The following is a 25184-nucleotide window of genomic DNA, read 5'->3' on the forward strand; positions in this document are numbered from 1 at the left end:
CCCTACTCAGCCTCCTTACCGGTGGTAACGGCTGCCGTTTCCTTGGGGATGTTGGCGACCTTGACCTTGCGCTTGGGCGCGGCCTTGGGGACAGCGAGATCGAGCGGCGGCACGGGGAAGCCGGAACCCGCGAGCGGAACGCCCTTGGTGTCCTGGACCTTCTTGTCCGGCAGCAGGAACGAGACCAGCAGCACGAGGCCGACGATCACGCCGAGCGCGATGAGCCGTTGTGCCGTGGAGAGCTGCTGGATCGCACCGGTGCGGATGACCGCGACGGCCATGATCCACACGAGGCTGGTCGGCACGAGCACCTTCCAGCCCAGCTTCATGAACTGGTCGTAGCGCAGGCGGGGAAGCGTGCCGCGCAGCCAGATGAAGATGAACAGGAAGAACAGCGTCTTGCCGATGAACCAGAGCAGGCCCCACCAGCCGGTGTTCATGAACTCGCCGCTCCACGGTGCCTTGTAGCCGCCGAGGAAGAGCGTGGTCGCGAGCGCCGAGACGGTGACCATGTTGACGTACTCGGCGAGGAAGAACAGCGCGAACTTCAGCGAGCTGTACTCCGTGTGGAAACCACCGACGAGCTCCGACTCGGCCTCGGGGAGGTCGAACGGGGCGCGGTTGGTCTCGCCGACCATCGACACCGCGTAGATCACGAAGCTGGGGAACAGCAGGATGCCGAACCAGCCGGGAATCGCGCCGCCGAGCACCATGTTCGCCTGCGCGTTCACGATGTCACCGGTCGACATCGAGCCGGTGAACATGATCACCGCGACGATCGACAGGCCCATCGCGATCTCGTAGGAGATCACCTGCGCGGCCGACCGCAGTGCGCCGAGCAGCGGGTACGGCGAGCCGGAGGCCCAGCCGGACAGCACGATGCCGTAGACGCCGAGCGACGAACAGGCCAGCACCACCAGCACGCCGACGGGGAGGTCGACGAGCTGCAGCGCGGTCTGCTGGCCGAACAGGTTGACCTCACCCGCGAGCGGGATCACCGAGAACGCGAGGAACGCGGGGATGCACGAGATCACCGGCGCGAGGAAGAACACCCACTTGTCCGCGAGGACCGGGCGGATGTCCTCCTTGAACGCGAGCTTCAGACCGTCCGCGAGCGACTGCAGCCAGCCGTTGGGGCCGACGCGGTTCGGGCCGGGGCGGTGCTGCATCCGCGCGACGACCTTGCGTTCCCAGTTGATCATGAACAGGGTCATGACCACGAGGAACGCGAAGATCCCGACGACCTTGATCAGGACCAGCCAGATCGGGTCGTCCGCGAGGAGCTTGGCGGTGTCGCCGTTGTCCGCCAAGAAGTACGACGTCATGACTTCCCTCCGCTGACGGAGACGATCGAGCCGTGGCCCGCACCGAGCGTGGCGCGGACGGTCACGTCACCCGAGTTGGTGGGCAGCCAGATGACGCCCTCGGGCAGGTCGTCGGTCTCGACCGGCAGCGTGATCGCGCCGCGGTCGGTGGACACGGTGACCGTGCCGTTCAGACCGAACTGCTGCGCGGTGGCCTCCGCGACCTTGGCGACGACCGGGCGAGCCGTGCCGGCGAGGTGCGGCTCGTCGGCCTGCAGCGAGCCGTTGCCGATCAGGCGGTGCCACGTGGCGAGCACTGCCTTGCCGGCACCGGCCGGCGACTGCAGCGGCGCGGCGACGTTGAGCGAGGAACCGCTCGGTGCGCCTTCTCCGAGACGGGCCAGGTCGGCAGCCGAAGCGGCAGCGGTCTGCGTGAACAGGTCCGCGTCCATCTCCACCGCGAGGGTGTCGAGCACGCGGCAGTCCGGCAGCGCGCCGGTGCCTTCGAGCGTGGTGCCGAAGTCGCGGCGGCGGCCCTCCCAGTTGAGGTAGCTGCCGGACTTCTCGACCGCCGGGGCGATCGGGAGCACGACGTCCGCGTGCGCGGTGACCGCGCTCGGCCGCAGCTCCAGGCTCACCACGAAACCGGCCTCCGCCAACGCCTTCTCGGCGAGCGCGGGGTCGGGCAGGTCGAACGGGTCGACGCCGCCGACCACCAGGCCGGACAGCTGACCGTTCGCGGCCGCCTCCAGGATTCCGGTGGTGTCGCGGCCGGGCGTCGCGGGCAGCGAGCCCTCCTCGACGCCCCAGGTGCGCTCGACCTCGGTGCGCGCCGACGCGTTCGCGACGTGGCGACCGCCGGGCAGCAGGTTCGGGACGGCACCGACCGCGAGCGCACCGCGCTCACCGGCACGGCGCGGGATCCACGCGACCTGGGCACCCGTGCGCTCCGCCAGCCTCGCGACCGCGGTGAACGCGCCGGGGATCTCGGCGGCGCGCTCGCCGACGAGGATCACCGCACCCGGCTTGCCCAGCAGCTCGACGACGTCGGAAGCGTGCTCCGCCAACGCGTTCAGCGCGTTCGCCTCGGCACCGGGCACGCAGGCGAGCAGCGTGCCGAGGGTCTTCTCGACGGCCGGGGTGGTGAACTGGCCGAGGTGGAAGACCTTGGTCTTGCCGGTGCGAGCGGCCTTGCGCAGGCGCAGGAAGACGATCGGAGCCTCTTCCTCGGGCTCGAACGCGACCAGCAACGCGGCCGGTGCCTTCTCGATGCCCTGGAAGGTGACGCCGTTGTCCGGGTTCGTGAACACCGTCGTGCTCGACAGGAACTCCAGCTCCTCGGCGCTGTGCGGCCGGGCGCGGAAGTCGATGTCGTTGGTGTGCAACGCGATCCGGGCGAACTTCGAGTACGCGTAGGCGTCCTCGACGGTCAGCCGGCCACCGGTCAGCACGCCGACGCCGTTCGCGTCGCGCGCCGCCGTCAGACCAGCCGCCGCGACCTGCAGCGCCTCGGTCCACGAGGACTCGCGCAGCTCACCGGTCTCGGCGTCGCGCACCAACGGCCGCGTGATGCGGTCGTCAGCGGTGGCGTAGCGGAAGGCGAACCGGCCCTTGTCGCAGATCCACTCCTCGTTGACCTGCGGGTCGTCACCGGCGAGCTTGCGCTGCACCTTGCCGCGCCGCCAGTCGGTGCGCTCGGCGCAACCGGAGGAGCAGTGCTCGCACACGCTCGGCGTCGACACGAGGTCGAACGGCCGGGCGCGGAAGCGGTAAGCCGCCGACGTCAGCGCGCCGACCGGGCAGATCTGGATCGTGTTGCCGGAGAAGTAGCTCTGGAACGGCTTCTCCTCGGCAATGCCGATCTGCTGGTGCGCACCGCGTTCGAGCAGCTCGATGAACGGGTCGCCGGCGATCTGCGCGGAGAACCGGGTGCAGCGCTGGCAGAGCACGCAGCGTTCGCGGTCGAGCAGCACCTGCGTGGAGATGTTGATCGGCTTCGGGAACGTCCGCTTGTGCTCGTGGAAGCGGGAGTCGCTGCGGCCGTGGGCGAGCGCCTGGTTCTGCAGGGGGCACTCACCGCCCTTGTCGCAGATCGGGCAGTCCAGCGGGTGGTTGATGAGCAGCAGCTCCATCACACCCTGCTGGGCCTTGTCCGCGACCGGCGACGTCAGCTGGGTCTTCACGACCATGCCGTCCGCGACCGTCATCGTGCAGGAGGCCTGCGGCTTCGGCATCGGCCGGCCGCCCATCTCGACCTCGACGAGGCACTGGCGGCAGGCGCCCGCGGGCTCCAGCAGCGGGTGGTCGCAGAAGCGCGGGATCTCCGTGCCGAGGCGCTCGGCCGTGCGGATCAGCAGCTCACCCTTGGGCGCGACGACCTCGACGCCGTCGATGATCAGCTTGACGTGACCCTCGGGTACGACGAGCTCGGCGGTGGGCTTGTCAGGGGCGATGGTCATGCGTTCGCTCCAGCCAGAACCTTGGAGTTCGTGTCGCACAGGGCGAGGAACTCGTCCTTGAAGTACTTGATGCCACTGGTGATCGGGCTGACGGCACCGTCACCCAGCGCGCAGAACGAACGGCCGAGGATGTTGTCGCAGACGTCGAGCAACGTGTCGATGTCGCTCGCCGTGCCGTTGCCCGCCACCATCCGCTGCAGGATCTGCACCAACCAGTACGTGCCCTCGCGGCACGGCGTGCACTTGCCGCACGACTCGTGCTTGTAGAACTCCGTCCACTTCATGACGGCCCAAGGCACGGACACGGTCTCGTTGAAGATCTGCAGCGCCGTCGTGCCGAGCATCGAGCCGGCCTCGGCAGCACCCTCGAAGTCCAGCGGCACGTCGAGGTGCTCCGCGGTGAACAGCGGGGTGGACGAACCACCCGGCGTCCAGAACTTCAGCGGGATGCCGTCCTTCATGCCACCGGCCATGTCCAGCAGCTCGCGCAACGTGGTGCCCATCGGCGCCTCGTACTGGCCGGGGTTCGTGACGTGACCCGACAGCGAGTAGATCTTCGGACCGGGCGAGCGGTCGCGGCCCATCTCGCGGAACCAGTCCGAGCCGCCGTTGACGATGAACGGCACGGACGCGATCGTCTCGACGTTGTTCACCACGGTCGGCGACGCGTAGAGACCCGAGGTCGCGGGGAACGGCGGCTTGAGCCGCGGCTGGCCACGACGGCCCTCCAGCGAGTCGAGCAGCGCGGTCTCCTCACCGCAGATGTACGCGCCGGCGCCCGCGTGGATCACCACGTCGAGGTCGAAGCCGCTGCCGAGGATGTCCTTGCCCAGGTAGCCCTTGGCGTACGCCTCGCGCACGGCGGCGTTGAGGCGGCGGATGCAGTGCAGGACCTCGCCGCGGACGTAGATCGCCGCGAAGTTCGCGCGGATCGCGTACGACGTGATGATCACGCCCTCGATCAGCGAGTGCGGGTCCGCCATCATCAGCGGGATGTCCTTGCAGGTGCCCGGTTCGCCCTCGTCGGCGTTGATGACGAGGTAGTGCGGCTTGCCGTCGCCCTGCGGGATGAAGCCCCACTTCATGCCGGTGGGGAAGCCCGCGCCGCCGCGGCCGCGCAGCCCGGAGTCCTTGCACTGCTGGATGAGCTGGTCCGGGTGGGCCTTCAGCGCCTTGGGCAGGGCGGTGTAACCACCGAGACGCTCGTAGGTCTCGATCGTCCAGGACCTGGGCTCGGTCCAGCTCTTGGTGAGAACGGGAGTCAGCGGGTTTGCCATCGGTTCCCCCTACTTCTTTTCCGGCAGTGCGGGGAACTCGGCGTTGGCCGGCACCTTCGGCGCGTCCCAGCCGCGGTCCTTCGCGATCTGGGCGCCCCGCAGGGTTTCCGGCGCGGCCGACGGTCCGTCGAGGTCGGCGTCGCGCCCCTCGAAGAACCCGGCGAGCTGCAGTTCCGCCTGCTTGAAATCGGTGAGCGGGGCGCCGCGCGTGGGGGCGGGCTTCTCCCCCGACTGCAACGCCTTCACGAGTCCCAGCGCCTTGTCGGGCGTCTGGTTGTCGTAGAACTCGTAGTTCACCTGGAGAACCGGGCCGAGGTCGCACGCGGCGAGGCACTCGGCGTGCTCCAGGGTGATCGAGCCCGGCGCGCCCGGCTCGCCCGCGGTCTCCTCGTGGCCCACACCGAGGTGGTCCTTGAGGGTCTTGTAGATGTCGTCGCCGCCGAGAGCCGCGCACAGCGTGTTGGTGCACACGCTGACCAGGTGCTCACCGCACGGGCGGCGCTTGTACATCGTGTAGAACGTCGCGACCGCGCTGACCTCGGCCTCGGTCAGGTCGAGCTGCCCGGCGCAGAACCGGATGCCCTCCTGGGAGACGTAGCCCTCGACCGACTGCACGAGGTGCAGCATCGGCAGCAGCGCACTGCGGGACTGCGGGTACCGGGCGATGATCGCCTGTGCCCGGTCCACAGTGGACTGGTCGAAGGTCTGTTCTGGGGCTTGAGTCATCGGTCGCAACCACCCATCACCGGGTCGATCGAGGCGACGGACGCGATGACGTCGGCGACCATGCCGCCTTCGCACATCGCGGGCATCGACTGGAGGTTCACGAAGCTGGGCTCGCGCAGGTGCACGCGCATCGGGCGGGTGCCGCCGTCGGAGACGACGTGGTAGCCCAGTTCGCCGCGCGGCGACTCGACCGGCACGTACACCTGGCCGGACGGCACCTTGAAGCCCTCGGTCACCAGCTTGAAGTGGTGGATCAGGGACTCCATGGACTGGCCCATGATCTTGCGGACGTGCTCGAGCGAGTTGCCCATGCCGTCGCTGCCGATCGTGAGCTGCGCGGGCCACGCGATCTTGGCGTCCTCGACCATCACCGGACCGGTCGGCAGGGTCTTCACGACCTGCTTGATGATCTTCAGCGACTGGTGCATCTCCTCCAGCCGCAGCAGGTACCGCGCGAAGCAGTCCGCCGCGTTCGAGGTCGGCACGTCGAAGGCGTAGTTCTCGTAGCCGCTGTACGGCTCGATCTTGCGCAGGTCCCAGGCGAGGCCGGCCGAGCGCAGGATCGGGCCGGTGATGCCGAGCGCGAGGCACGCGTCGACGGGCAGGTAGCCCACGTTCGCGAGGCGGTTGCGCCAGATCGGCTGACCGGTGAGCAGCTTGTCGTAGTCCGGAAGCCGCTTCTCCATGATCTTGACGAACGCGTTGATCTTCTCGATCCCGTCCGCCGGCAGGTCCTGCGCGAGGCCGCCGGGGCGGATGAACGCGTGGTTCATGCGCAGACCGGTGAGGTGCTCCAGCAGGTGCAGCGCTTCCTCGCGCTCGCGGAAGCCGGAGGTCATGCCGGTGAGGGCACCGAGCTCCATGCCGCCGGTGGCGAGCGCGACGAGGTGCGAGCTGATCCGGTTGATCTCCATCAGGAGCACGCGGACGGCCTGCGCCTTGTCCGGCACCGTGATGCCGAGCAGCTTCTCGACCGACATGCAGTACGCGGCCTCGTGGTGCAGCGGCGCGAGGTAGTCGGTGCGCGTGATGAACGTGACGCCCTGCACCCAGTTCCGGTACTCGAGGTTCTTCTCGATGCCGGTGTGCAGGTAGCCGATCACGCTGCGGGCGTGCGTGACGGTCTCGCCCTCGAGCTCCAGGACCAGGCGGAGCACGCCGTGCGTCGACGGGTGCTGCGGGCCGAGGTTCATGACGATGCGCTCGTCGTGAACGGCGTCCGCGAGCACCTCGTCCCAGTCGCCGCCGGTGACCGTGTAGACGGTGCCCTCGGTGGTCTGCCTGCTCGGCGCGATCTCTTCGTTGACGGTGTTGTCGGTCATGAGTAGGACCGCCTCTGGTCCGGCGGAGGAATCTCCGCGCCCTTGTACTCCACCGGGATGCCGCCCAGCGGGTAGTCCTTGCGCTGGGGGTGTCCGTCCCAGTCGTCCGGCATGAGGATGCGGGTCAGTCCGGGGTGACCGTCGTAGATGATCCCGAACATGTCCCAGGTCTCGCGCTCCTGCCAGTCCGCCGTCGGGTAGACCTCGACGAGGCTCGGCACGTGCGGGTGCTCGACGTCGACCGCGACCTCCAGCCGGATGCGGCGGCGGTACGTCATCGACGTCAGGTGCGTGACCGAGTGCAGGCGCTGCGGCACGTCGGCGCCGTAGTCCACACCGGACACCGAGCTGCAGAGCTCGAAGCGCAGCGACGGGGTGTCGCGCAGGATCCGCGCGACGTCCAGCAACGTCTCCGGCTTGAGGTAGAAGGTGATCTCGCCGCGGTCGACGGTCACCTGCTGCACGGTGTCGGCGGGCAGGCCCTTGTCGCTGATCGCGGCGAAGAGCTCGTCGGCGACCTCGTCGAACCAGCCGCCGAATGGCCGCTCGGAAGGCGCGGCGACGTGGGCGGGCAGCCTGAGGCCACCGAAGCCCGACGTGTCACCGGAGCCGGAGACGCCGAAGAGGCCCTTGCGCTCCTTGCCGGCGAAGATCGGGGCCTTCGCTTCGGCTCCGTTGGCTTCGAGGCCCTCGACAGCGCGCTCGGCGCTGGAGTGCTCTCCCCCTGGCTCGGTCACTTCTTCCTCGCAAAACGCTCGGAGGACGGGATGAGATCGGTGCGGTAGCCCGAGTCGGCGAGTGCCTTGGCGCGCACGGCGTTCAGCGGCTCGTCCATGATCTTGGCGTGGATCTTGAGGATCGCGTCCATCAACATCTCCGGCCGCGGCGGACAGCCCGGCAGGTACATGTCGACGGGCACGACGTGGTCGACGCCCTGCACCACCGCGTAGTTGTTGAACATGCCACCGGTCGACGCGCAGACGCCCATCGCCAGCACCCAGCGCGGCTCGGGCATCTGGTCGTAGATCTGCCGCAGCACCGGCGCCATCTTGTTGGTGACGCGACCCGCGACGATCATCAGGTCGGCCTGGCGCGGTGACGCCCGGAAGACCTCCATGCCGAAGCGGGCGAGGTCGTAGCGGGGACCACCCGTCGTCATCATCTCGATGGCGCAGCAGGCCAGGCCGAAGGTGGCAGGCCACAGCGAGGACTTGCGGGTCCAGTTGACCAGCTTCTCCACGCTGACCAGCAGGACGCCGTTCGGGAGCTTCTCCTCGAGACCCATGACTTCCTCAGTTCCAGTCGAGGCCGCCGCGGCGCCACACGTAGATGTACGCGAAGCCCAGCGTTGCGACGAACAGCACGATCTCCACCAGCCCGAACAGGCCGAGCTTGTCGGCAGCCACGGCGAACGGGTAGAGGAAGACCATTTCGATGTCGAACAAGATGAAGAGCATCGCCGTCAGGTAGTAGGCGACGGGCATGCGCCCACCACCCACGACCGGCTGCGGGCTCGGCTCGATGCCGCACTCGTAGGCGTCGAGCTTCGCCTTGTTGTAGCGGCGGGGTCCGATGTAGGGCGCTGCGGTCACCGAGAACAGTGCGAACGCCCCGGCGAGCGCGAACATCAATACGAGGGGGAGGTAAGGGTCAAGCACGCTCCGTCGTCCTTTCCTCGCGGTCGAGGCGCACCCTAAGGGTGTAGTTCTGCAGCGCGTTTGTTAGGCGGCCCTAACAAACGCTTGTGAAACAGTTCACAAGCTACTTCAGACTGTTGTGAAGTGATTCACAAGGTCGCTCGCCAGTGTAGAACGCGTGTAAATGACCTGGATCACAGGGTCTGACCTGGGGGTTTAACATCGTCGGAACATACGAAACGGCACCGGCTCGTATTGAGCCGGTGCCGTCACCTATTCGGAGTAATTTATGCCGTCGGCGCGAGCTTCGTGGCAGCCACGATCAGGCGGTCCATTGCGTCGCCGTCCTTCGGGTCGTAGAGGCCCGCGAGTAGCTTGAGCACGAGTTTCATCAGGCGCTTTCGCGGCATTCCGTACTTCGTTGCGGTCCGCATGACCGCCGGGTTCCCGATGAGCTTCGAGAAGACGTTGCCGAGCCGGTAGTAACTGCCGAGCGCCTGTTCGATCCGGACCGGGTAGCCGTGCAGCGCGCGTTCACGGTTGACGCCCGTCCGCGCAAGCGCTTGGACGACACTTTCGGACGCGATCTTGGCCGACTCCATGGCGTAGCCGATGCCCTCGCCGTTGAACGGGTTGACCATGCCGCCGGCGTCGCCGACGAGGACGAGGCCCGCCCGGTAGTGCGGCTTGCGGTTGAGGCCCATGGGGAGCGCGGCGCCACCGATGCGGCTCGTCGCGTTCTCCTCGCGGAAGCCCCACTCCTCCGGCGTTCCGTCGAGCCAGGAGCGCAGCAGCTGGCGGTAGTCCGTGGTGCCGTAAGCCTTCGACGTGCTGAGGATGCCCAGACCGACGTTCACGCTGCCGTCGCCCATGCCGAAGATCCAGCCGTAGCCGGGCAGCAGCTGGCCGTCCGGGGCCCACAGCTCCAGGTGCGACTCGAGGTAGTCGTCCTTGGTGCGCGGGCTCGCGTAGTAGCGGCGAACCGCGACGCCCATCGGCTTGCTGTCGTCCTTCTGCAGGCCGGCGCTGATCGCGAGGCGCGCTGACACGCCGTCGCAGGCGACCGTGATCGGCGCCCGGTACGTGACCGGGTTCTTTTCCGGTCCCTGCTTGGCCTCGACGCCGACGACCCGGCCGTTCTCGATGATGGCCTTGGTAACGGTCGTGTGCTCGTGCATGCGCGCGCCGGCTGCCTTCGCGGCGTTCGCGAGCATCTCGTCGAAGTCCATGCGCGGCCGGACCACGCCGTAGTTGGGGAACGTGGCCAGCTCGGGCCAGTCGAGCTCCATCGTGACGCCGCCGCCGACCACGCGCAGGCCCTTGTTGTGCAGCCAGCCGTTGCTCTCGCGGGTGTCGATGCCCAGGTCGATGAGCTGCTTGACGCCTCGCGGGGTCAGGCCGTCGCCGCAGACCTTCTCCCTGGGGAACGTGCTCTTCTCCAGGAGGAGGACGTCGAGGCCCGCCCTGGCGAGGTAGGTGGCCGCGGTCGAGCCCGCCGGTCCCGCGCCCACGACGATGACGTCGGCGTCCTCGTTGATCCCGCGCCTGCTCATCCAGACTCCCTCGTGTGCCGTGACTCCTCCGCGACTCTAACCGGCGCTCCCTGAGACCTCGGCCGCCAGGCGCTCGCGCAGATCGGGCGCGCGGTGGTCGCCGCGCTCCTCGAAGATCGCCAGCGCTTCCCGCCAGCACGCCAGCGCTCGCGGCCGGTCGCCGGTGTGCCGCAGCGACTCGCCGAGCGTGTCCAGCAGGAGAGCGTGGTTGCGGGGGTTGTCGTGCCCGTCCTCGTTCTCCATCGCCCGCTCGCACAGTTCGACCGCGTCGGCGTGCTCCCCCGCCACCTGCTTGGCACGCGCCATGGCGTGCAACGCATAGCGCTGGAACGGGTCGTCGCCCAGCAGCTCCAGGCTGCGCTGCGCGTGCCGGAGCGCCTGTTCGTGATCGCCGAGCCCCGCGTGCGCACCGCTGAGGCAGAACTCGGCGAAGCTGCGCACGCGGGTTCCGTCAGGGCTCAACGCGACCGCTCGCTCCAGGTACGGCCGTGCGGCGGCGTACTGCCCCAGCTCCACGTGGACCCAGCCGAGGTGGCTGAGCGCCTCCGCTGCCAGCCACGGGTCGTCCAGTTCGTGGGCCACTTCGAGGTTGGCCTGGAACACCTCGATCGCCCGTTGCCACTCGTTGGCCCCGCAGTACAGCTGGCCCAGGGTCTGCCCCACCAGCCCCTCACCCCGGCGGTCACCGAGGTCCCTGGCCGCGAGCACACCGAGCCGGCACACCTCCAGCGCCTCGTCGAAGCGGCCCATCAGGCCCAGCTGGGAGGACGCGATGTCGGCGAGCAGCATGGTGATCCCCGGCAGGTCGTGTCGCGCCGCGGTGCGCACGAAGGCGACCGCGTTCGCGAACTCGGCCTCCACCCACGCCCAGACCTCCTCCGGAGTGCCGAAGTCGACCTCCAGGGCGGTGCTGGTGGCCACGCGGGCGCCCGCGTGCATGTCCGCCCGGTCGGGGAAGAGCGTCACGAACGCCTTCCTCGCGTGGTGCGCGACCCATTCGAGCAGGCGGTGCAGGGTCTGCTCGCGGTCGTCGTCCTGTTCGGCGAGGTCCGCGGCGTACGCGCGGAGCAGGTCGTGGCACGTGTAGCGGTCCTTGCCGACCGGTTCGAGCAGGTGCTGGGCGGCGAGAGCGGCCAGCAGCCGGCGTGCGACGTGCGGCTCGACCTCGCACAGCACCGCGGCCATGTGCACGCCGATCGTCAGCGCGGGGATCAGGCCGATCCGCCGGAACAACCTGGCCTGCTCAGGCGGCAACCGTCGGTAGGACCAGTCGAACACGGTCCTCACGGCGTTGTGGTCGTCGTCCGGCACGCTGAGCGCCTCCAGCCGTTCCGACCGGAGCTCTCCCACGAGTTCCGCGACCGTCAGATGCGGGTTCGCGGCGATCCGTCCGGCGGCGATCCGCAGTGCCAGCGGGAGTCGCGCGCACGCGTCGACCAGAGCGGTGACGGCACCGGGTTCCACGAGACGCGGGCCCAGCACGGCGTGCACGAGCTCCACCGCCTCCTCCGCGGTGAGCAGCGGCAACGGAACGCGTCTCGCTCCTTCGGCGATCTCCAGGCCCTTCAGGTCGGACCTGCTGGTCACCACCACGCAGCCCGGCCCGCTAGGCAGCAACGGTCGCAACTGCTCCGCGCCGTTGGCGTTGTCGAGGACGATGAGCACCCTCCGGTCGGCCAGCACCGACCGGTAGAGCGCGGCGCGCGCGTCCTGACGTGGCGGCACTCGTTCCGGCTGGACGCCCAGCGCGGTCAGGAGATCGGCCAGCACCTCACCGGGAGTGGCCGGTGCGCCGGGGCCGTAGCCGTGCAGGTTCACGTACAACGTGCCGTCTGGGAAGTGCCGCTGGGCCTGCCGCGCCCACCTGATGACCAGCGACGTCTTGCCCACACCTGCGGTGCCGACCACGGCCGCGAGCGCGGTGCTGCCGTCGTCGGTCAGCAGCCGGTCGAGCGTGGCGAGGTGCTCGGTCCTGCCGGTGAAGCCGGGTGACGCGAACGGCAGCTGTCTCGGCACCGGCGTCGGGTCGGTCGCCGCGGCGCCCACCGAGAGGTGCCGGACGTACCCCGCCTGCACGGCGGTGCCGTGGTTCTCACCGAGGTCGTTCGTGTTCACACGACCCAGTGTGACGTGGGGCACGCCCCTCGCGTCAGGACTCTTGCGCGGCCTTAGGTTTCGGCTTCGTCGCGCGGTGCAGGGCCACCATGCCGCCGGTCAGGTTGAGCCAGGCGACGTCCTCCCAGCCGGCCTTCGAGATCAGCTCGGCGAGCGCCCGCTGGTTCGGCCAGGTGGCCATCGACTCGGCCAGGTAGGAGTAGGCGACCGGGTTGCTCGACACGAACTTCGCGATCAGCGGCAGCAGTTTGAGCAGGTAGCGCATGTAGACGACGCGGAACGGCTTCCACACCGGGGTGGAGACCTCGCAGATCACCATGCGGCCGCCGGGCTTCGTGACGCGGGCCATCTCCGTCAGGGCGAGGACCGTGTCGTTGAAGTTGCGGATGCCGAAGGACACCGTGACGGCGTCGAACGAGTTGTCCTTGAACGGCAGCCTGAGCGCGTCCGCGGCGACCTTGGGGACGCGGCGGTGGGCTCCGCCGGCGAGCATGCCGACGGAGAAGTCCGCGGCCACGCACCAGGCGCCGGACTCGGCGTACTGGACCGTGGAGACCGCGGTGCCGGCGGCGAGGTCGAGGACCTTCTCACCGGGGCGCGCGTCGAGCACGCGGCGGCTCCACTCCCGCCAGCGGCGGTCGAAGCCCAGCGTCATGACCGAGTTCGTGCGGTCGTAGCCCTTGGCCACGCCGTCGAACATCTCGGCGACCTCGCGGGGGTTCTTGTCCAAGCCGGCTCGCGACATGGTCATCAGACTAGGTCAGCCCCGCTGAGATCATCTTCAGGGCACCTTCAGGGCACCCAGCATGCCGTCCACCGCCGCCTCCCACGGGTACTCCTCGGCACGCGCTCTCGCGGCCTCCCTGGAGCCGGACGCGAGCAGGTGCCGGGCGGCCGTCGCGAAGGCCGCCGCGTGGTCGTCGACCGCCGCGCCGCACGACGGCTGGACGATCTCCTTGAGCGCGCTGCTCTGGCTCACGACGACCGGGGTGCCGCTGGCGAGGGCCTCCAGAGCCGCGAGCCCGAACGTCTCGTGCGGGCCGGGAGCCAGCGAGAGGTCGGCCGACGCGAGCAGCGAGGCAACGTCCAAACGCGACTTCACGAAGCCCAGGAACGTCACCGGCAGACCGTGCGCGCGCTTCTCCAGGAAGGAGCGGCGCGGACCGTCGCCGGCGATCACCAGACGGGCGGAGTGGCCCTGCTCGTGCAGTTCGGCGAGGGTGTCGACGGAGCGTTCGACGTGCTTCTCCGGGGAGAGACGTCCACAGTGGATGAGCAGGTTCTCCTTGCCCTGCAGGAGATCCTTCCTCAGGTCGGCGGAGTGGCGGCTCGGGGTGAACGTGGCGAGGTCGACGCCGAGCGGCACCTGCGTGACGTTGCGGGCGCCGATGCGGTCGAACTCCTCGCGGGCGAACGCCGTCGTGCACACCACCGTGTCGTAGCTCGCGGCCATGCGCCCGTTCGCCCAGTCCGCGCCGCGCACGGCCGGGCCTTCCGGCAGCACGAACTGCAGCAGGCGGTCGAGGCGTTCGTGCGAGATCACGACGTTCGGGATGCCGCGCTCGCTCGCCCACGCACCCATCCCGCGCAACGTCAGCCGGTCCGAGACCTCCAGCCGATCCGGCTTCAGGTGCTCCATCAGCGCCTTGACCCGCCACGGGTCCACGACGCGGTAGCCGCCGGTGTACGGGATCTTCACGGCAGGCAGCGTGATGCGCCGGACACCGCCCGGCAGGACCTCGTCCGCGCGGCGGTCGCCGGGCACGACGAGCACCACCTCGTGACCCGACTGCACGTAGCCGGTGCCGAGGTGGTGCAGTGCCGTGCGAAGGCCGCCCGACTTCGGTCCGTAGAAGTTGGCGAGCTGAACGATCCTCAAGCTGCCGCCTGGTGAGTCAGTCCGATCACCGCAGCGTAGTGGTCCATCAGCTCGTCGCAGATCGCGGGCCAGGTGCGGGACAGCACCGACTTGCGGGCGGCGAGACCGAACCGCTTGCGCAGCAGCGGGTCGCGCAGCAGTTCGACGTACTGCGCGATGTCGTCCTCGAACAGGTACCCCGTCCGGCCGTGCGCGACCAGGTCGCGCGGGCCGCCTGCGTTCGGAGCGAGCACCGGAAGACCGGTCGCCAGCGCCTCCTGAACGGCCTGGCAGAACGTCTCGTGCGGTCCGGTGTGGATGAACACGTCGAGCGACGCGTAGGCCTCTGCGAGCGCCTCACCCGTGCGGAAACCGAGGAACTCCGCGTTCGGCAGGTCGCGTTCGAGCTGCTCGCGGTCGGGTCCGTCGCCGACGACCTTGAGCTTCACACCCGGCAGGTCGTGCAGCTCCTTGAGCCGGTGGACCTGCTTCTCCGGTGCGAGACGGCCGATGTAGCCCACGGTGAGCTCGTCGTTCTGCTTCCCGCGGGGGTGGAAGAGGTCGATGTCGACGCCACGCCCCCACCGGTGCACGCGCGGCACCCCGTGCTGCTCCAGCGCCTCGACCGCCGAGCTGGACGGCGCCAGCGTGCGGTCGGCCAGCGTGTGCAGCCGCTTCGTCCACCGCCAGGCCGCCCGTTTGGTCAGTCCGAGGCCGTAGCTGCCGGCGAACCCGGCGACGTCGGTCTGGTAGACGGCGACCGTCGGCACGTCGATCTTGCGCGCTGCTCTGAGCCCGTACGCGCCCAGCACGAAGGGCGACGCGAGGTGCACCACGTCCGGCTGGAAGTCAGCCAGCTCGTGCAGCACTCTCGGCGTCGGAACCCCGATCGGCAAGCTCGTCACCATCGGCACGTCGACAGCGGACACTCTGACGACGGGCGTGCCGTGGTGCTCGTCCGCCCCGGCACCCGGCGCGACGACCATCGCCTGGTGGCCGTTGCGGCGCAGGTGCTCCAGGACGCGGAGCACGGAGTTGGTGACCCCGTTCACCTGGGGCAGGAAGCTCTCGGTCACGATCGCTACGCGCACAGAACACACCTTGTAGTGCGGGTGTGAAGTCCGCGTGACGCGAAATTTGACGCGGTCAGAACACCTCACGTCGTGGCCAGGTGATCGTCGATTCGTCATCTTCGATTAGGTTGCCGGTCACCCGACGCGGTGAAACTAGGCCAGCATGACCGTCTTGTCGTCCCGGCCCGCGCATCCAGTCGACCCCGGACTGGTGTCAATAGCGCTGGAAGTGGCTGGTCGTCTGGCGAACGACGCCTCGGACGTCATCATGGCCACCGCTGGCCGCGGGGTGCGCCCGGACTCCGACGAGTCGCCGTTCGACTGGGTGACCGACACCGACCGAACCCTCGAACGCCACACCCGCCGTGTCCTGACGGCGGAGTTCCCCTCGATTCCGGTCTTCTGTGAGAATTCTGACGTCGACGTTCCCGGCGACTCCGAGTTCCGCTGGGTGGTCGACCCGGTGGACGGCACCGCGAACTACACAGCGGGCATGCCGTGGTGCGCGTACAGCCTCGCCCTGGTGGACCGCTGGGGCCCGGTGGTCGGCGTCGTCGCGGACCCATACCGCTCGCAGATCTACGCCGCAGCGCGAGGTCGTGGCATGCGCGCGAACGGCACGCCGGTGCGGCTCACGGAGCGTCAGGGCGACTCCTTGGTCGTCTGCACGGAGATGACCCGATCGGGTCCCTGGCCTGGAATGGGTGAATTCATCTCCACAGCGGCCATAGCGGGCACCGGCGTGCGCGTTCTGGGCTCCAAGTGCCTGGCCGTGGCACAGGTGGCGCTGGGCCACGTCGCCGCCGCCGTCCTGCACGGCTATCACGAGTGGGACGTCGCCGGGGCGGTGTCGCTGGCCGTGGAGTCCGGGGCGGTCGTGCTGGACAGACGCGGTGCCGGGGCTCAGCTACCCGCGGACGGGTTGCTGGTGGCCGCTCCCGACGCGGCCGACGAGGTGCTGGGCTGGTGGCAGTCCGCGCTTCAGGTCGAGAGCTGAGGGAGCTGCTTCTCGAGCACCTCGAGGTGGGTGCGCGCCGCGTCCAGCTCAGGGTGGTCGAACATCTGCAACGCGACCCTGCCGACCTCGTTCTCGAAGACCTTGAAGTCGTGCGCGGCCTTGAGCAGCCGCTGGTACACCGGGTGCTGCTGGTCGACCGCGCCCAGAGCCCTGCCGAGCTGCGCGATGCCCCTGACGTCGTCGAGCTCTTTGCTGAGCTGCTCGCTGATCCTCTGCAGCCACTCCTTGGCCGGTGACTTCGGCACGGTCTGAACGGCCGCTGCCACTCGTCTCGTCGACTCGGCGCAGCGTTCCACCAGCTCGGACCACATGTCGTAGGGCTGCTGCGGGATCGGCGGGTAGAACGGTTTCTGCCTGGGGCCCCGGACGGCGCGACGGATGAAGCCGATCCCGGTACCGACCGCCGCGCCAGGGACGGTGCCGAACACGAAGGTGAAGATGAGGATCGCCATGACACTGACGATCACCGAGGACGGCTTGTCGCTCGGGGACGCCAGATCCACCGCCGTCGTGAGGACGCCCATGAGCAGGGTGCCTGTTGCGGCACCCCAGAGCGCTGAGCGGACGACAACCCCCATGGCTCGTGATCGTGCCACGTTCGCCGGGTGTTCGTGGGGTCAACTCAGGCGTCGAAGTCGACCGTCACGCACTCGCTGGTCGGCAGTGCCTGGCAGGTCAGCACGAACCCCGCCGCCACCTCGGACTCGTCGAGCGCGTAGTTGCGGCGCATCTCCACGGTGCCGTCGGTGACCAACGCCCGGCACGTGCCGCACACCCCGCCCTTGCAGGCGAAGGGCAGATCCGCGCGGACCCGTTGGGCGGCGTCCAGGATCGGCTCGTCGGCGGGCAACGGGAGCGTGGTCGACTTGCCGTCCAGGATCACCGTCACCGAGGCGGCCGAGTCGATCACGGCCTCCGTACGGCGCGGCGGGGGCGGGGGCTCGTCGACGTAGAAGAGCTCGTGGTGCACACGATCCGCAGCGACGCCGCGTGAGCGCAGTACGGAGGTCGCGTCCTGGACCATCTCGTACGGGCCGCACAGCCACCATTCGTCGATGCCGTCGAACGGCACAACCGTGGAGAACAGGGCTTCGAGCTTCTCCGAGTCGAGGCGGCCCGAGAAGAGCTCGACGTCGCGCGGTTCGCGGGACAGGACGTGGATCAGCTGGAACGTGGCCGGGTAGCGGTCCTTCAGGTCGGCCAGCTCGTCGGCGAACATCACCGTGTCGGTGCGGCGGTTGCCGTACAGCAGGGTCACGCGGGCGCCGGTGGCGAGAACGGTCGCGGCGATCGACAGGGCCGGGGTGATGCCGGAGCCGGCGACGACGAAGCCGTGGTGGGTGCCGACGCCTGTCGGGCTGAACTTGCCCAGCGGCGGCAGGACTTCGAGCACGTCGCCGACGGACACGCGGTCCACGAGCCACGTCGAGAACTGGCCGCCGTCGACCCTGCGCACGCCGATGCGCGGCGAGGAACCCGCCGGCGCGCAGATCGAGTACGAGCGGCGTTCGTCGCCCTGGCGCAGGGTCAGGTACTGGCCCGCGGCGAAGGCGAAGTCGTCGGAGAGATCAGTGGGAACGTCGAAGGTGACGGCCACGGCGTCGTCGCAGAGGCGGTCGACGCGGGCGACGGTGAGCTTGTGGAAGGCGGCTCGGCGCGACAACTCAGATCTCCTTGACGTGCTCGAACGGTTCGGAGCAGGCGTTGCAGCGGCGCAGGGCCTTGCACGCCGTCGAGCCGAACCGGGAAATCTCCTGGGTGTTGAGCGAACCGCACTGCGGGCACGCCACCTGACGCGACGGCGGCACCAGGTTCAGCGGCACCGGGCCCGCGACGGACGGGCCGATGCGGGACGGCGGCGCGATGCCGGCTTCCGTCAGTTTCGAACGGCCTTCCGCGCTGATCCAGTCCGTCGTCCAGGCCGGGGACAGCGACAGGCGCACCTCGACCTCGGCGAAGCCCGCACCGAGCAACGACCGGCGCAGGTCGGCGCCCATCTCGTCGATCGCGGGGCAGCCCGAGTAGGTCGGGGTGATGGTGACGACGACGCGACCGTCCTCTTCGGACACTTCGCGGAGCACGCCGAGGTCGGCCAGCGTGAGGACCGGGAGCTCCGGGTCCCGCACGGCCGACGCGACCTCCAGTGCCGTCGTCACCAGACCGCTCCCGGCAGCGAGCGGTGCAGGTGCTGCATCTCGGCGAGCAGGTAGCCCATGGCCTCGGTGTGCACGCCGTCGCGGCCCGCCATGCCCGCGACACGAGCCGCGCGGGTGTCGGCAGGACGCGTCAGACCGGCGGCCGACAGCACCGCGTCCAGCACACCGTCCACTTCGGACTTGAGCGACGCGGGGTCGACCGCGACGCCCGCCAAACGCGCTTCCACGGCGTGCGTGGCGAACAGCTCGTCCACGAACGGCCAGACGCGCTCCAGCCCGGCCTGCATGCGGCGGTGCGACTCGTCGGTGCCGTCGCCGAGCCGGACGGTCCACTGCGCGGCGTGGTCGCGGTGGTACGCCAGCTCCTTGAGGCCCTTCTCGGCCACGGCGGCCAGAACGGGATCCGCGGAGCCGCGCAACCGGGAGAACAGGGCGAGGCGCCAGGAAGAGAACACCAGCAGACGCGCGATGGTCGTGCCGAAGTCGCCGCCGGGACCGGGACCGCAGTCGATCTCGGCCAGGTGCACGTTGCGGAACTCGCGTTCGTCGCGCAGGTACGCCAGCGAGTCCTCGTCGCGGTCGAGCACCTCGCCCGCGCGGGTCAGCAGCATCCGGGCCTGGCCCAGCAGATCCAGGGCGATGTTGGCGAGAGCGATGTCCTCTTCCAGCTCCGGAGCGCGCGAGCACCACTCCGAGAGGCGCTGCGAGAAGATCAACGCGTCGTCGCCGAGCATCAGGCAGTACGCGGCCAGAGCCTCACGGTCGACGCCCGCCGGGAACTCGCGGTTCACGCCGACCAAAGCGTCCGAAAATCCGGTGCCGAAAGCCCAGTGCGAGTCCTCGTGGCCGAGCAGCGACTCGTAGGCGTTGTCGAAGCTCATAGGTGCGGCACGTCCTCGGGAATCGAGTAGAACGTCGGGTGCCGGTAGACCTTGTCGCCTGCCGGAGCGAAGAACGGGTCCTTCTCGTCCGGAGAGGAAGCCGTGATCGCGGCCGCGGGCACCACCCAGATCGACACGCCCTCGTTGCGGCGCGTGTAGACGTCACGGGCGTTGCGCAGCGCCATCTCGGCGTCCGGCGCGTGCAGCGAACCGACGTGCACGTGGTTCAGGCCGCGCTTGCCCCGCACGAACACTTCCCACAGCGGCCAAGACGTGCTCACGCGGCACCTTCCTTAGTGACCTGCTTCTCGGCGTGCGCGGCAGCGGCCTCACGCACCCAGGAACCGTCCTCGTGCGCCTTACGGCGGTGGGCGATGCGCTGCTCGTTGCAGACGCCACCACCCTTGACGACCTGCCAGAACTCGTCCCAGTCCGGCGTGTCGAAGTCGTACTGCCCGCGCTCTTCGTTCCACTTCAACAGCGGGTCGGGGAACGTCACGCCGAGCGCCTCGGCCTGCGGCATGCTCATGTTCACGAACTTCTGCCGCAGCTCGTCGTTGGTGTCGCGCTTGATCCGCCACGCCATCGACTGCTCGGTGTTCGTCGACTCGGAGTCCGGCGGGCCGAACATCATCAACGCCGGCCACCACCAGCGGTTCACCGAGTCCTGCACCATGTCCTTCTGCTGCTGCGTGCCGCGCATCATCGTCATGAGCAGCTCGTAGCCCTGACGCTGGTGGAACGACTCTTCCTTGCAGATGCGGATCATGGCGCGCGCGTACGGCCCGTAGGACGTGCGGCACAACGGCACCTGGTTGCAGATCGCGGCGCCGTCGACGAGCCAACCGATCACGCCGACGTCGGCGAACGTCAGCGTCGGGTAGTTGAAGATCGAGGAGTACTTCTGGCGACCCTCGATGAGCTTGGTCGTCAGGTCCTCGCGGTCGGCGCCGAGCGTCTCGGTCGCCGAGTACAGGTACAGGCCGTGCCCGGCCTCGTCCTGCACCTTCGCCAGCAGGATCGCCTTGCGCCGCAGCGAGGGCGCGCGCGAGATCCAGTTGCCCTCCGGCTGCATCCCGATGATCTCGGAGTGCGCGTGCTGAGCGATCTGCCTGATCAGGGTCTTGCGGTAGCCGTCGGGCATCCAGTCGCGCGGCTCGATGCGCGCGTCGGCCTGCACGGTGCGCTCGAAGCGCAGCTCCAGGTCATCCGCCATGCCCCGATGTTACACCTGAGTGCCGAATCTGCGTAGAACTGTCACAACCACGGCGATGACGATCCAGACGGCCAGCAGGAACGTCCCGACGGGCAACAGGCTGAGCACCCAGGTTCGACCGGCCACGCGCGTCAGCTCGGGGTTCGCCTGGTCGTACTCGACCCGCACGTTGTCGCCGACGTTGAGCCCCGACGGGTACAGCACGCCCTGCTGCGGGATCACCACGCGGCCGTCCGGTGTGGCGTAACGCACAACCGTCCTGTTGAAAGCCACGGAGTCCACCTGCGCGACCGCCTGTCCGAGGTGCCGCTCGATGGCCATGTCGTCACGCAGGCAGGCGAGCGGCAGCAGCACGCACATGAGCGTGAGCACCCCGCCGACCACCAACAACACACGGCTCACCACACGGCGGACACGCACACCTAGCGCCGGCCTGGTCACTGCGTCCTCCACCACAACTGAGAAGTCTAGAGCCGGGCGGGTGCCGCGCTTTCAGGTTCAGGTCCATACAGTCGGAGCGTGACCTCAGCACCGACATCGCGAGCACGGCAGCGGATTCGAGTCCGGTCCAGCCGGGCCACCCCCGGTGACCTGCTCGGATTGCTGCCAGACCCGGAGCACGCGCTCGCCTGGGTGCGCGACGGGTCAGGTCTGGTCGGCTGGGGCGAGGCCGCACGGCTCGAGGTCAGCGGTCCAGACCGCTTCGCCCAGGCCGACAAGTGGTGGCGGGAGTTCTGCGCCCACCTGGACGTGGACGACGCGCTGGGCCTGCCGGGCAGCGGTCCCGTGGCGTTCGTCTCGATGGCCTTCGCGGACTCGCCGGGCGACTCGGTGCTGATCGTCCCCGAGGTCGTGGTCGGCCGCCGCAACGGCGAGCAGTGGATCACCACGATCGGCGCCGCGGACACCACACCGGACGTAGCGCCGTTGTCCCGTCCTTCTGGGGTCCGGTACTCGAACGGGCAGCTGCCGGTCACGCAGTACCGCGAGGCGGTGCGTTCCGCTGTTGCCCGGATGCGCGGCGGCGAGCTCGACAAGGTGGTGCTGGCGCACGACCTGGTGGCGTCCACGGATCGACGGCTGGACCAGCGGTTCGTGCTGCAGGGCCTGGCGCGGCGGTATCCGGAGTGCTGGGCGTACGCGGTGGACGGTCTGGTGGGCGCGACGCCCGAACTGCTGCTGCGGCGAACCGGGTCGGTCGTGGACTCGCGAGTGCTGGCCGGGACCACGTGGCCGCACGACGGGGTTTCGGACGAGGAGCTCGCCGCGGCGCTGATGTCCTCCGAGAAGAACCTCGAGGAGCACGACTACGCGATCACGTCGCTGGCGGAGACCCTCCGCCCCTTTTGCACAACGATGTCAGTCGAGGGGCCTTCGGTTCTGCGGCTGCCCAACGTGTCGCACCTGTCGTCCGACGTGATCGGCACCCTCGAGTCTTCGGTGTCGTTGCTGCACCTCGGCGAGGCAGTGCATCCCACGGCTGCTGTTGGTGGAACGCCTCGGTTGGATGCGACGACGTTGATCTCGCAGTTGGAAGGCATGGATCGCGGGCGGTATGCCGGGCCTGTCGGGTGGATCGACGGGAACGGGGACGGGGAGCTCGGGATCGCATTGCGGTGTGCGCAGATTTCCGGGTCCACGGCTCGGTTGTTCGCCGGGTGCGGGTTGGTGGCGGACTCGGATCCGGACATCGAGGTGCAGGAGGCGCACGCCAAGATGCGGCCGATGCGTGAGGCTCTAGAAGGCCTTTAGGACTTTCGCGACGAACGCGGCTTTGCCTTCGGTGTAAGCCTCGCGGTCGTGGCCCGTGCTCGTAGCCAGGTGGCGTTTCAGCTCTTCGTAGGCGCGCGCCAGGGTTTCGTCGCTTCTGAGAGCGTCGCGGAACCTGATCTGGTCGGTCCACCTGTGGTGTCCTCGCTGGATCAGGTGGAGGTGGGCTTCGCGGTGTCGCCCGGTGGCGTCCGGTTTGACGAAGAAGCGGCGCCACGGCCGTTGATCCAGCTCTGGTGGCACGTAACGCCAACCGCGGGTGGACAGGTTCGCTTGGTCGACCACGATGTCCAGGTCCGCCACCGAGGCCATCAGGTCGATGATCGGTTTCGCGGCCAGGCCGGGAACCGCGGTCGAGCCGACGTGTTCGACCTCTGCTTCCAGCCAGGGCGTGAGCAGCTTGGTCAGCTCCGCGGACTCAGCCTGTGCACGGAGGCTCCAGCTCGGGTCGTGCGGACGTACTTCTGCCCGCTCGAAGGCCCACTCGGGCGCGTGATCGGTCAACCGTGCGGCCCTCCGCTGACGTAGATGACCTGGCCCGTCACATAGTCGGCGTCCTCCGCCGCGAAGAACAGCACCGCACGAGCGATGTCGTGCGGAGTGCCGGTACGGCCGACCGGGATCGACCTCCGCTGCACCTCCAAGTGCTCGTCGAGCGTGCGCCCGGCGCGGGCGGCCGACACCTTGGTCATCTCGGTCTGCACGACACCCGGCCCGACCGCGTTCACCGTGATGCCGAACGGGGCGAGGTCCAGGGCTGTGGCGCGGGTGAAGCCTTCGAGTCCGGCCTTGGCCGCGACGTAGTTGGCGCGTTCGTCGTCGACCAGCGCGGAGATGCTGGAGATGTTGACGACACGGCCCCAGCCGGCGTCGCGCATGGCCGGTCCCACGGCTTTGAGCATGAGAAAAGCCCCTCGCAGGTGGGTGGCCATCACGGCGTCCCAGTCGGCGAGCGGCATGTCGAGAACAGGGTTGTCCCTGGCGAATCCGGCGTTGTTGACGAGGATCTCCACCGGGCCCAGCGCGGCGGTCACCTCGGCGACCGCCCGGGTCACGGCGTCGGGCTCGCTGATGTCCGCGAGCACCGCGACCGCTGTTCCGCCGGAGGTGTTGATCTGCTCGGCCACGGCATGGGCACGGTCGCTTCTGTCCACGACGGCGACGCGATGGCCCAGAGCTGCAAGGGATTGGGCTGTTCCGGCGCCGATTCCGGAACCGGCGCCGGTGACGAGCGCGACACGAGAAGACACTCGTTGATCGTGCTCGCCGCCGGCGTCGGGAACCACCGAATTACTTGTGCGCGTCCAGCAGCTCGTGCGTCAGAGCGATCTTGGCGCGCGACTTCGGCTCAGCCGCCTTGGCGGGAGCCGACGACACCGACAGCGACCTGGCCGCGACGTCCGAGGCGCGACCGGGGGCCTCGGCCGGCTTGCCCTTGGTGAACAGCCACGTCTGGAACACCTGGTCCAGCTGCTGGCCGGACACGCGCTCCGCCACCGCGATGAACTCCTCGACGGTCGCGTCGGAGTACTTCTTCTCCGCGGTCCACGTCTTCAGGATCTCGAAGAACTTCTCGTCACCCACGGCCACGCGCAGGGCGTGCACGGCCAGGGCACCGCGGTCGTACACGGCCCCGTCGAACACCTTGTCGGCGCCGGGGTCGCCGGGCAGGACGTCCCAGAACGGGCTGTCGGCCGGGTACGAGTCGTAGGTGAAGTCGGCGTTCTCCTGGGCCGTGCCCTCACCGATGTGCTCGGACCAGAGGAACTCCATGTAGGACGCGAAGCCCTCGTTCAGCCAGATGTCGCGCCAGTGGTGGACCGACGTCGAGTCGCCGAACCACTGGTGGCCGAGCTCGTGCGCGACGACGTAGGTGTTGGCGCCGCGGCGGAAGAACGCCGTGTCGTAGACCGGGCGGGTCTGGTTCTCCAGCGCGTAGCCCAAGTTCGGGGTGACGACGCCACCCTGTGCCTCGAACGGGTACGGGCCCACGTTCTGCGCGAGGAAGTCGATGACCTCGGGCGTGCGCTCGATGCTGGCCTTGGCGGCGTCGGCGTTCTCGCCGAGACGCTCCGAGTAGGCGTTGACGTACGGCTGGCCCGACGGCGTGGTCGACTGGCGGACCTCGAACTGGCCGATCGTCAGGAACGTCAGGTACGTCGCCTGCGGCTTGGTGCTGCGCCAGTTCCAGCGCGTCCAGCCGTTGATCTGGCGGGTCTGGCCGACGAAGGTGCCGTTCGAGATCGCCTCGACGCCGTTCGGGACGGCGACGTTGACGTCGAAGGTGGCCTTGTCGGTCGGGTGGTCGTTGGACGGGAACCACCAGGAGGCGATCTCCGGCTCACCGATGGCCAGGGCGCCGTCGGGAGTCTTGGTCCACGCCGTGAAGCCGTTGCGATCCTTCACCGTGGACGGCGAGTCGGCGTAGGTGACGACGATCGTCAGGTCCTGGCCCTTGCGCACGCCGCCGGGCGGGGTGAGGGTCAGCTCGCCGTCGTCGGACACGAACGAGGTCGGCCTGTTGTTCACCCGGACCGACTTCACCTTGAGCAGGAAGTCCAGGTTGAACTGCGTGAGGTCCTCGGTGGCCTTGGCGAGGATCGTCGTGGTGCCCGACAGCTGGTCGCCGGTCGGGTTGTAGTTGAGCCTGATGTCGTAGTGGGAGACGTCGTACCCGCCGTTGCCGTAAAACGGGTAGTACGGGTCGCCCGCACCGGGTGCACCCGGAGACGCCGCCAGCGCCGTCCCCGCGAAGAGCGTCATTGCGGCCGTGGCCGCGACCGCGGCCGTCGCCTTGGATCTGATCGACATGCGCGGGA

Annotated in this window: 25 protein-coding genes; 2 read left to right on the forward strand and 23 right to left on the reverse strand. The window is 69.0% G+C overall.

Annotated elements, in window-relative coordinates; translation table 11 throughout:
• Positions 1 to 2: 2 nt before the first annotated feature.
• The 13 genes from nuoH to AB0M24_RS39495 all read right to left on the reverse strand — a co-directional run bounded on the left by nuoH (position 3) and on the right by AB0M24_RS39495 (position 15342).
• Positions 3 to 1325 (reverse strand): NADH-quinone oxidoreductase subunit NuoH, encoded by a 1323-nt coding sequence (nuoH, locus tag AB0M24_RS39435; protein WP_363778700.1) that lies wholly within the window; start codon positions 1323 to 1325, stop codon positions 3 to 5.
• Positions 1322 to 3763, reverse strand: a complete 2442-nt coding sequence (locus AB0M24_RS39440) for an NADH-quinone oxidoreductase subunit G (RefSeq protein ID WP_363778702.1) — start codon at positions 3761 to 3763, stop codon at positions 1322 to 1324. The genes nuoH and AB0M24_RS39440 overlap by 4 nt, the downstream gene beginning before the upstream one ends.
• The gene (gene nuoF, locus AB0M24_RS39445) at positions 3760 to 5040 is read right to left on the reverse strand and encodes an NADH-quinone oxidoreductase subunit NuoF (protein ID WP_363778704.1); all 1281 of its coding nucleotides are present in this window, start codon (positions 5038 to 5040) and stop codon (positions 3760 to 3762) included. Before nuoF ends, AB0M24_RS39440 begins: the two co-directional genes overlap by 4 nt.
• A gap of 9 nt (positions 5041 to 5049) precedes the next feature.
• The gene (gene nuoE / locus AB0M24_RS39450; protein WP_363778706.1) at positions 5050 to 5766 is read right to left on the reverse strand and encodes an NADH-quinone oxidoreductase subunit NuoE; all 717 of its coding nucleotides are present in this window, start codon (positions 5764 to 5766) and stop codon (positions 5050 to 5052) included.
• Complete coding sequence (locus AB0M24_RS39455) at positions 5763 to 7088, reverse strand: NADH-quinone oxidoreductase subunit D (RefSeq protein WP_363778708.1); 1326 nt, start codon at positions 7086 to 7088, stop codon at positions 5763 to 5765. The genes nuoE and AB0M24_RS39455 overlap by 4 nt, the downstream gene beginning before the upstream one ends.
• Positions 7085 to 7825, reverse strand: coding sequence for an NADH-quinone oxidoreductase subunit C (locus tag AB0M24_RS39460; protein ID WP_363778710.1), 741 nt, complete (start codon positions 7823 to 7825; stop codon positions 7085 to 7087). Before AB0M24_RS39460 ends, AB0M24_RS39455 begins: the two co-directional genes overlap by 4 nt.
• Complete coding sequence (locus tag AB0M24_RS39465; protein WP_363778712.1) at positions 7822 to 8373, reverse strand: NADH-quinone oxidoreductase subunit B family protein; 552 nt, start codon at positions 8371 to 8373, stop codon at positions 7822 to 7824. The genes AB0M24_RS39460 and AB0M24_RS39465 overlap by 4 nt, the downstream gene beginning before the upstream one ends.
• A 7-nt stretch (positions 8374 to 8380) precedes the next feature.
• Positions 8381 to 8746: an NADH-quinone oxidoreductase subunit A gene (locus tag AB0M24_RS39470; RefSeq protein WP_363778714.1), complete on the reverse strand. Its 366-nt coding sequence runs from the start codon at positions 8744 to 8746 to the stop codon at positions 8381 to 8383.
• 266 nt (positions 8747 to 9012) lie between these two features.
• Positions 9013 to 10278, reverse strand: coding sequence for a geranylgeranyl reductase family protein (locus tag AB0M24_RS39475; protein WP_363778716.1), 1266 nt, complete (start codon positions 10276 to 10278; stop codon positions 9013 to 9015).
• A gap of 36 nt (positions 10279 to 10314) precedes the next feature.
• Positions 10315 to 12393, reverse strand: a complete 2079-nt coding sequence (locus tag AB0M24_RS39480) for a tetratricopeptide repeat protein (protein WP_363778718.1) — start codon at positions 12391 to 12393, stop codon at positions 10315 to 10317.
• Between the two features lie 34 nt (positions 12394 to 12427).
• Positions 12428 to 13138 (reverse strand): demethylmenaquinone methyltransferase, encoded by a 711-nt coding sequence (locus AB0M24_RS39485; RefSeq protein WP_363778720.1) that lies wholly within the window; start codon positions 13136 to 13138, stop codon positions 12428 to 12430.
• Between the two features lie 36 nt (positions 13139 to 13174).
• A complete protein-coding gene (locus AB0M24_RS39490; RefSeq protein ID WP_363778722.1) occupies positions 13175 to 14272 on the reverse strand; it encodes a glycosyltransferase in 1098 nt (365 codons plus the stop codon).
• A complete protein-coding gene (locus tag AB0M24_RS39495; RefSeq protein WP_363778724.1) occupies positions 14269 to 15342 on the reverse strand; it encodes a glycosyltransferase family 1 protein in 1074 nt (357 codons plus the stop codon). Before AB0M24_RS39495 ends, AB0M24_RS39490 begins: the two co-directional genes overlap by 4 nt.
• 145 nt (positions 15343 to 15487) lie before the next feature.
• Between AB0M24_RS39495 and AB0M24_RS39500 the strand changes: the two genes are divergently transcribed.
• Positions 15488 to 16321 (forward strand): inositol monophosphatase, encoded by an 834-nt coding sequence (locus tag AB0M24_RS39500; RefSeq protein WP_363778726.1) that lies wholly within the window; start codon positions 15488 to 15490, stop codon positions 16319 to 16321.
• On the opposite strand, the gene AB0M24_RS39505 is transcribed toward AB0M24_RS39500, so the two are convergent.
• From AB0M24_RS39505 to AB0M24_RS39535, 7 genes are read right to left on the reverse strand one after another with little or no spacing between them, the layout of a single operon-like run.
• Positions 16306 to 16920, reverse strand: a complete 615-nt coding sequence (locus tag AB0M24_RS39505; RefSeq protein WP_363778728.1) for a hypothetical protein — start codon at positions 16918 to 16920, stop codon at positions 16306 to 16308. The two genes, AB0M24_RS39500 and AB0M24_RS39505, sit on opposite strands and share 16 nt — an antisense overlap.
• Positions 16921 to 16964: 44 nt before the next feature.
• The gene (gene paaE / locus AB0M24_RS39510; RefSeq protein WP_363778730.1) at positions 16965 to 18005 is read right to left on the reverse strand and encodes a 1,2-phenylacetyl-CoA epoxidase subunit PaaE; all 1041 of its coding nucleotides are present in this window, start codon (positions 18003 to 18005) and stop codon (positions 16965 to 16967) included.
• 1 nt (position 18006) lies between these two features.
• Positions 18007 to 18498 carry a 1,2-phenylacetyl-CoA epoxidase subunit PaaD gene (gene paaD / locus AB0M24_RS39515; RefSeq protein ID WP_363778732.1) on the reverse strand — a complete coding sequence of 164 codons (492 nt, stop codon included), beginning with the start codon at positions 18496 to 18498 and terminating at the stop codon, positions 18007 to 18009.
• Positions 18495 to 19379: a 1,2-phenylacetyl-CoA epoxidase subunit PaaC gene (gene paaC, locus AB0M24_RS39520; RefSeq protein WP_363778734.1), complete on the reverse strand. Its 885-nt coding sequence runs from the start codon at positions 19377 to 19379 to the stop codon at positions 18495 to 18497. The genes paaD and paaC overlap by 4 nt, the downstream gene beginning before the upstream one ends.
• Positions 19376 to 19660 carry a 1,2-phenylacetyl-CoA epoxidase subunit PaaB gene (paaB, locus tag AB0M24_RS39525; protein ID WP_045309706.1) on the reverse strand — a complete coding sequence of 95 codons (285 nt, stop codon included), beginning with the start codon at positions 19658 to 19660 and terminating at the stop codon, positions 19376 to 19378. Before paaB ends, paaC begins: the two co-directional genes overlap by 4 nt.
• Positions 19657 to 20595 carry a 1,2-phenylacetyl-CoA epoxidase subunit PaaA gene (paaA, locus tag AB0M24_RS39530; RefSeq protein ID WP_363778737.1) on the reverse strand — a complete coding sequence of 313 codons (939 nt, stop codon included), beginning with the start codon at positions 20593 to 20595 and terminating at the stop codon, positions 19657 to 19659. The genes paaB and paaA overlap by 4 nt, the downstream gene beginning before the upstream one ends.
• A gap of 9 nt (positions 20596 to 20604) precedes the next feature.
• A complete protein-coding gene (locus AB0M24_RS39535; RefSeq protein ID WP_363778739.1) occupies positions 20605 to 20988 on the reverse strand; it encodes a DUF3592 domain-containing protein in 384 nt (127 codons plus the stop codon).
• 126 nt (positions 20989 to 21114) lie between these two features.
• Between AB0M24_RS39535 and AB0M24_RS39540 the strand changes: the two genes are divergently transcribed.
• On the forward strand, positions 21115 to 22347 hold the full coding sequence (locus tag AB0M24_RS39540; protein ID WP_363778741.1) for an isochorismate synthase: 1233 nt from the start codon (positions 21115 to 21117) through the stop codon (positions 22345 to 22347).
• Here the strand turns inward: AB0M24_RS39540 and AB0M24_RS39545 are convergent.
• From AB0M24_RS39545 to AB0M24_RS39555, 3 genes are read right to left on the reverse strand one after another with little or no spacing between them, the layout of a single operon-like run.
• Positions 22333 to 22869: a GrpB family protein gene (locus AB0M24_RS39545; protein WP_363778743.1), complete on the reverse strand. Its 537-nt coding sequence runs from the start codon at positions 22867 to 22869 to the stop codon at positions 22333 to 22335. The two genes, AB0M24_RS39540 and AB0M24_RS39545, sit on opposite strands and share 15 nt — an antisense overlap.
• Entirely contained in the window at positions 22866 to 23615 is a 750-nt protein-coding gene (locus AB0M24_RS39550) for an SDR family oxidoreductase (protein ID WP_363778745.1), read from the reverse strand. The genes AB0M24_RS39545 and AB0M24_RS39550 overlap by 4 nt, the downstream gene beginning before the upstream one ends.
• A 40-nt stretch (positions 23616 to 23655) precedes the next feature.
• Positions 23656 to 25176 carry a M1 family metallopeptidase gene (locus tag AB0M24_RS39555; RefSeq protein ID WP_363778747.1) on the reverse strand — a complete coding sequence of 507 codons (1521 nt, stop codon included), beginning with the start codon at positions 25174 to 25176 and terminating at the stop codon, positions 23656 to 23658.
• Positions 25177 to 25184 lie beyond the last annotated feature (8 nt).

Origin of the sequence: Lentzea sp. NPDC051838, from assembly GCF_040681245.1 — a bacterium.
Classification (GTDB): domain Bacteria; phylum Actinomycetota; class Actinomycetes; order Mycobacteriales; family Pseudonocardiaceae; genus Lentzea.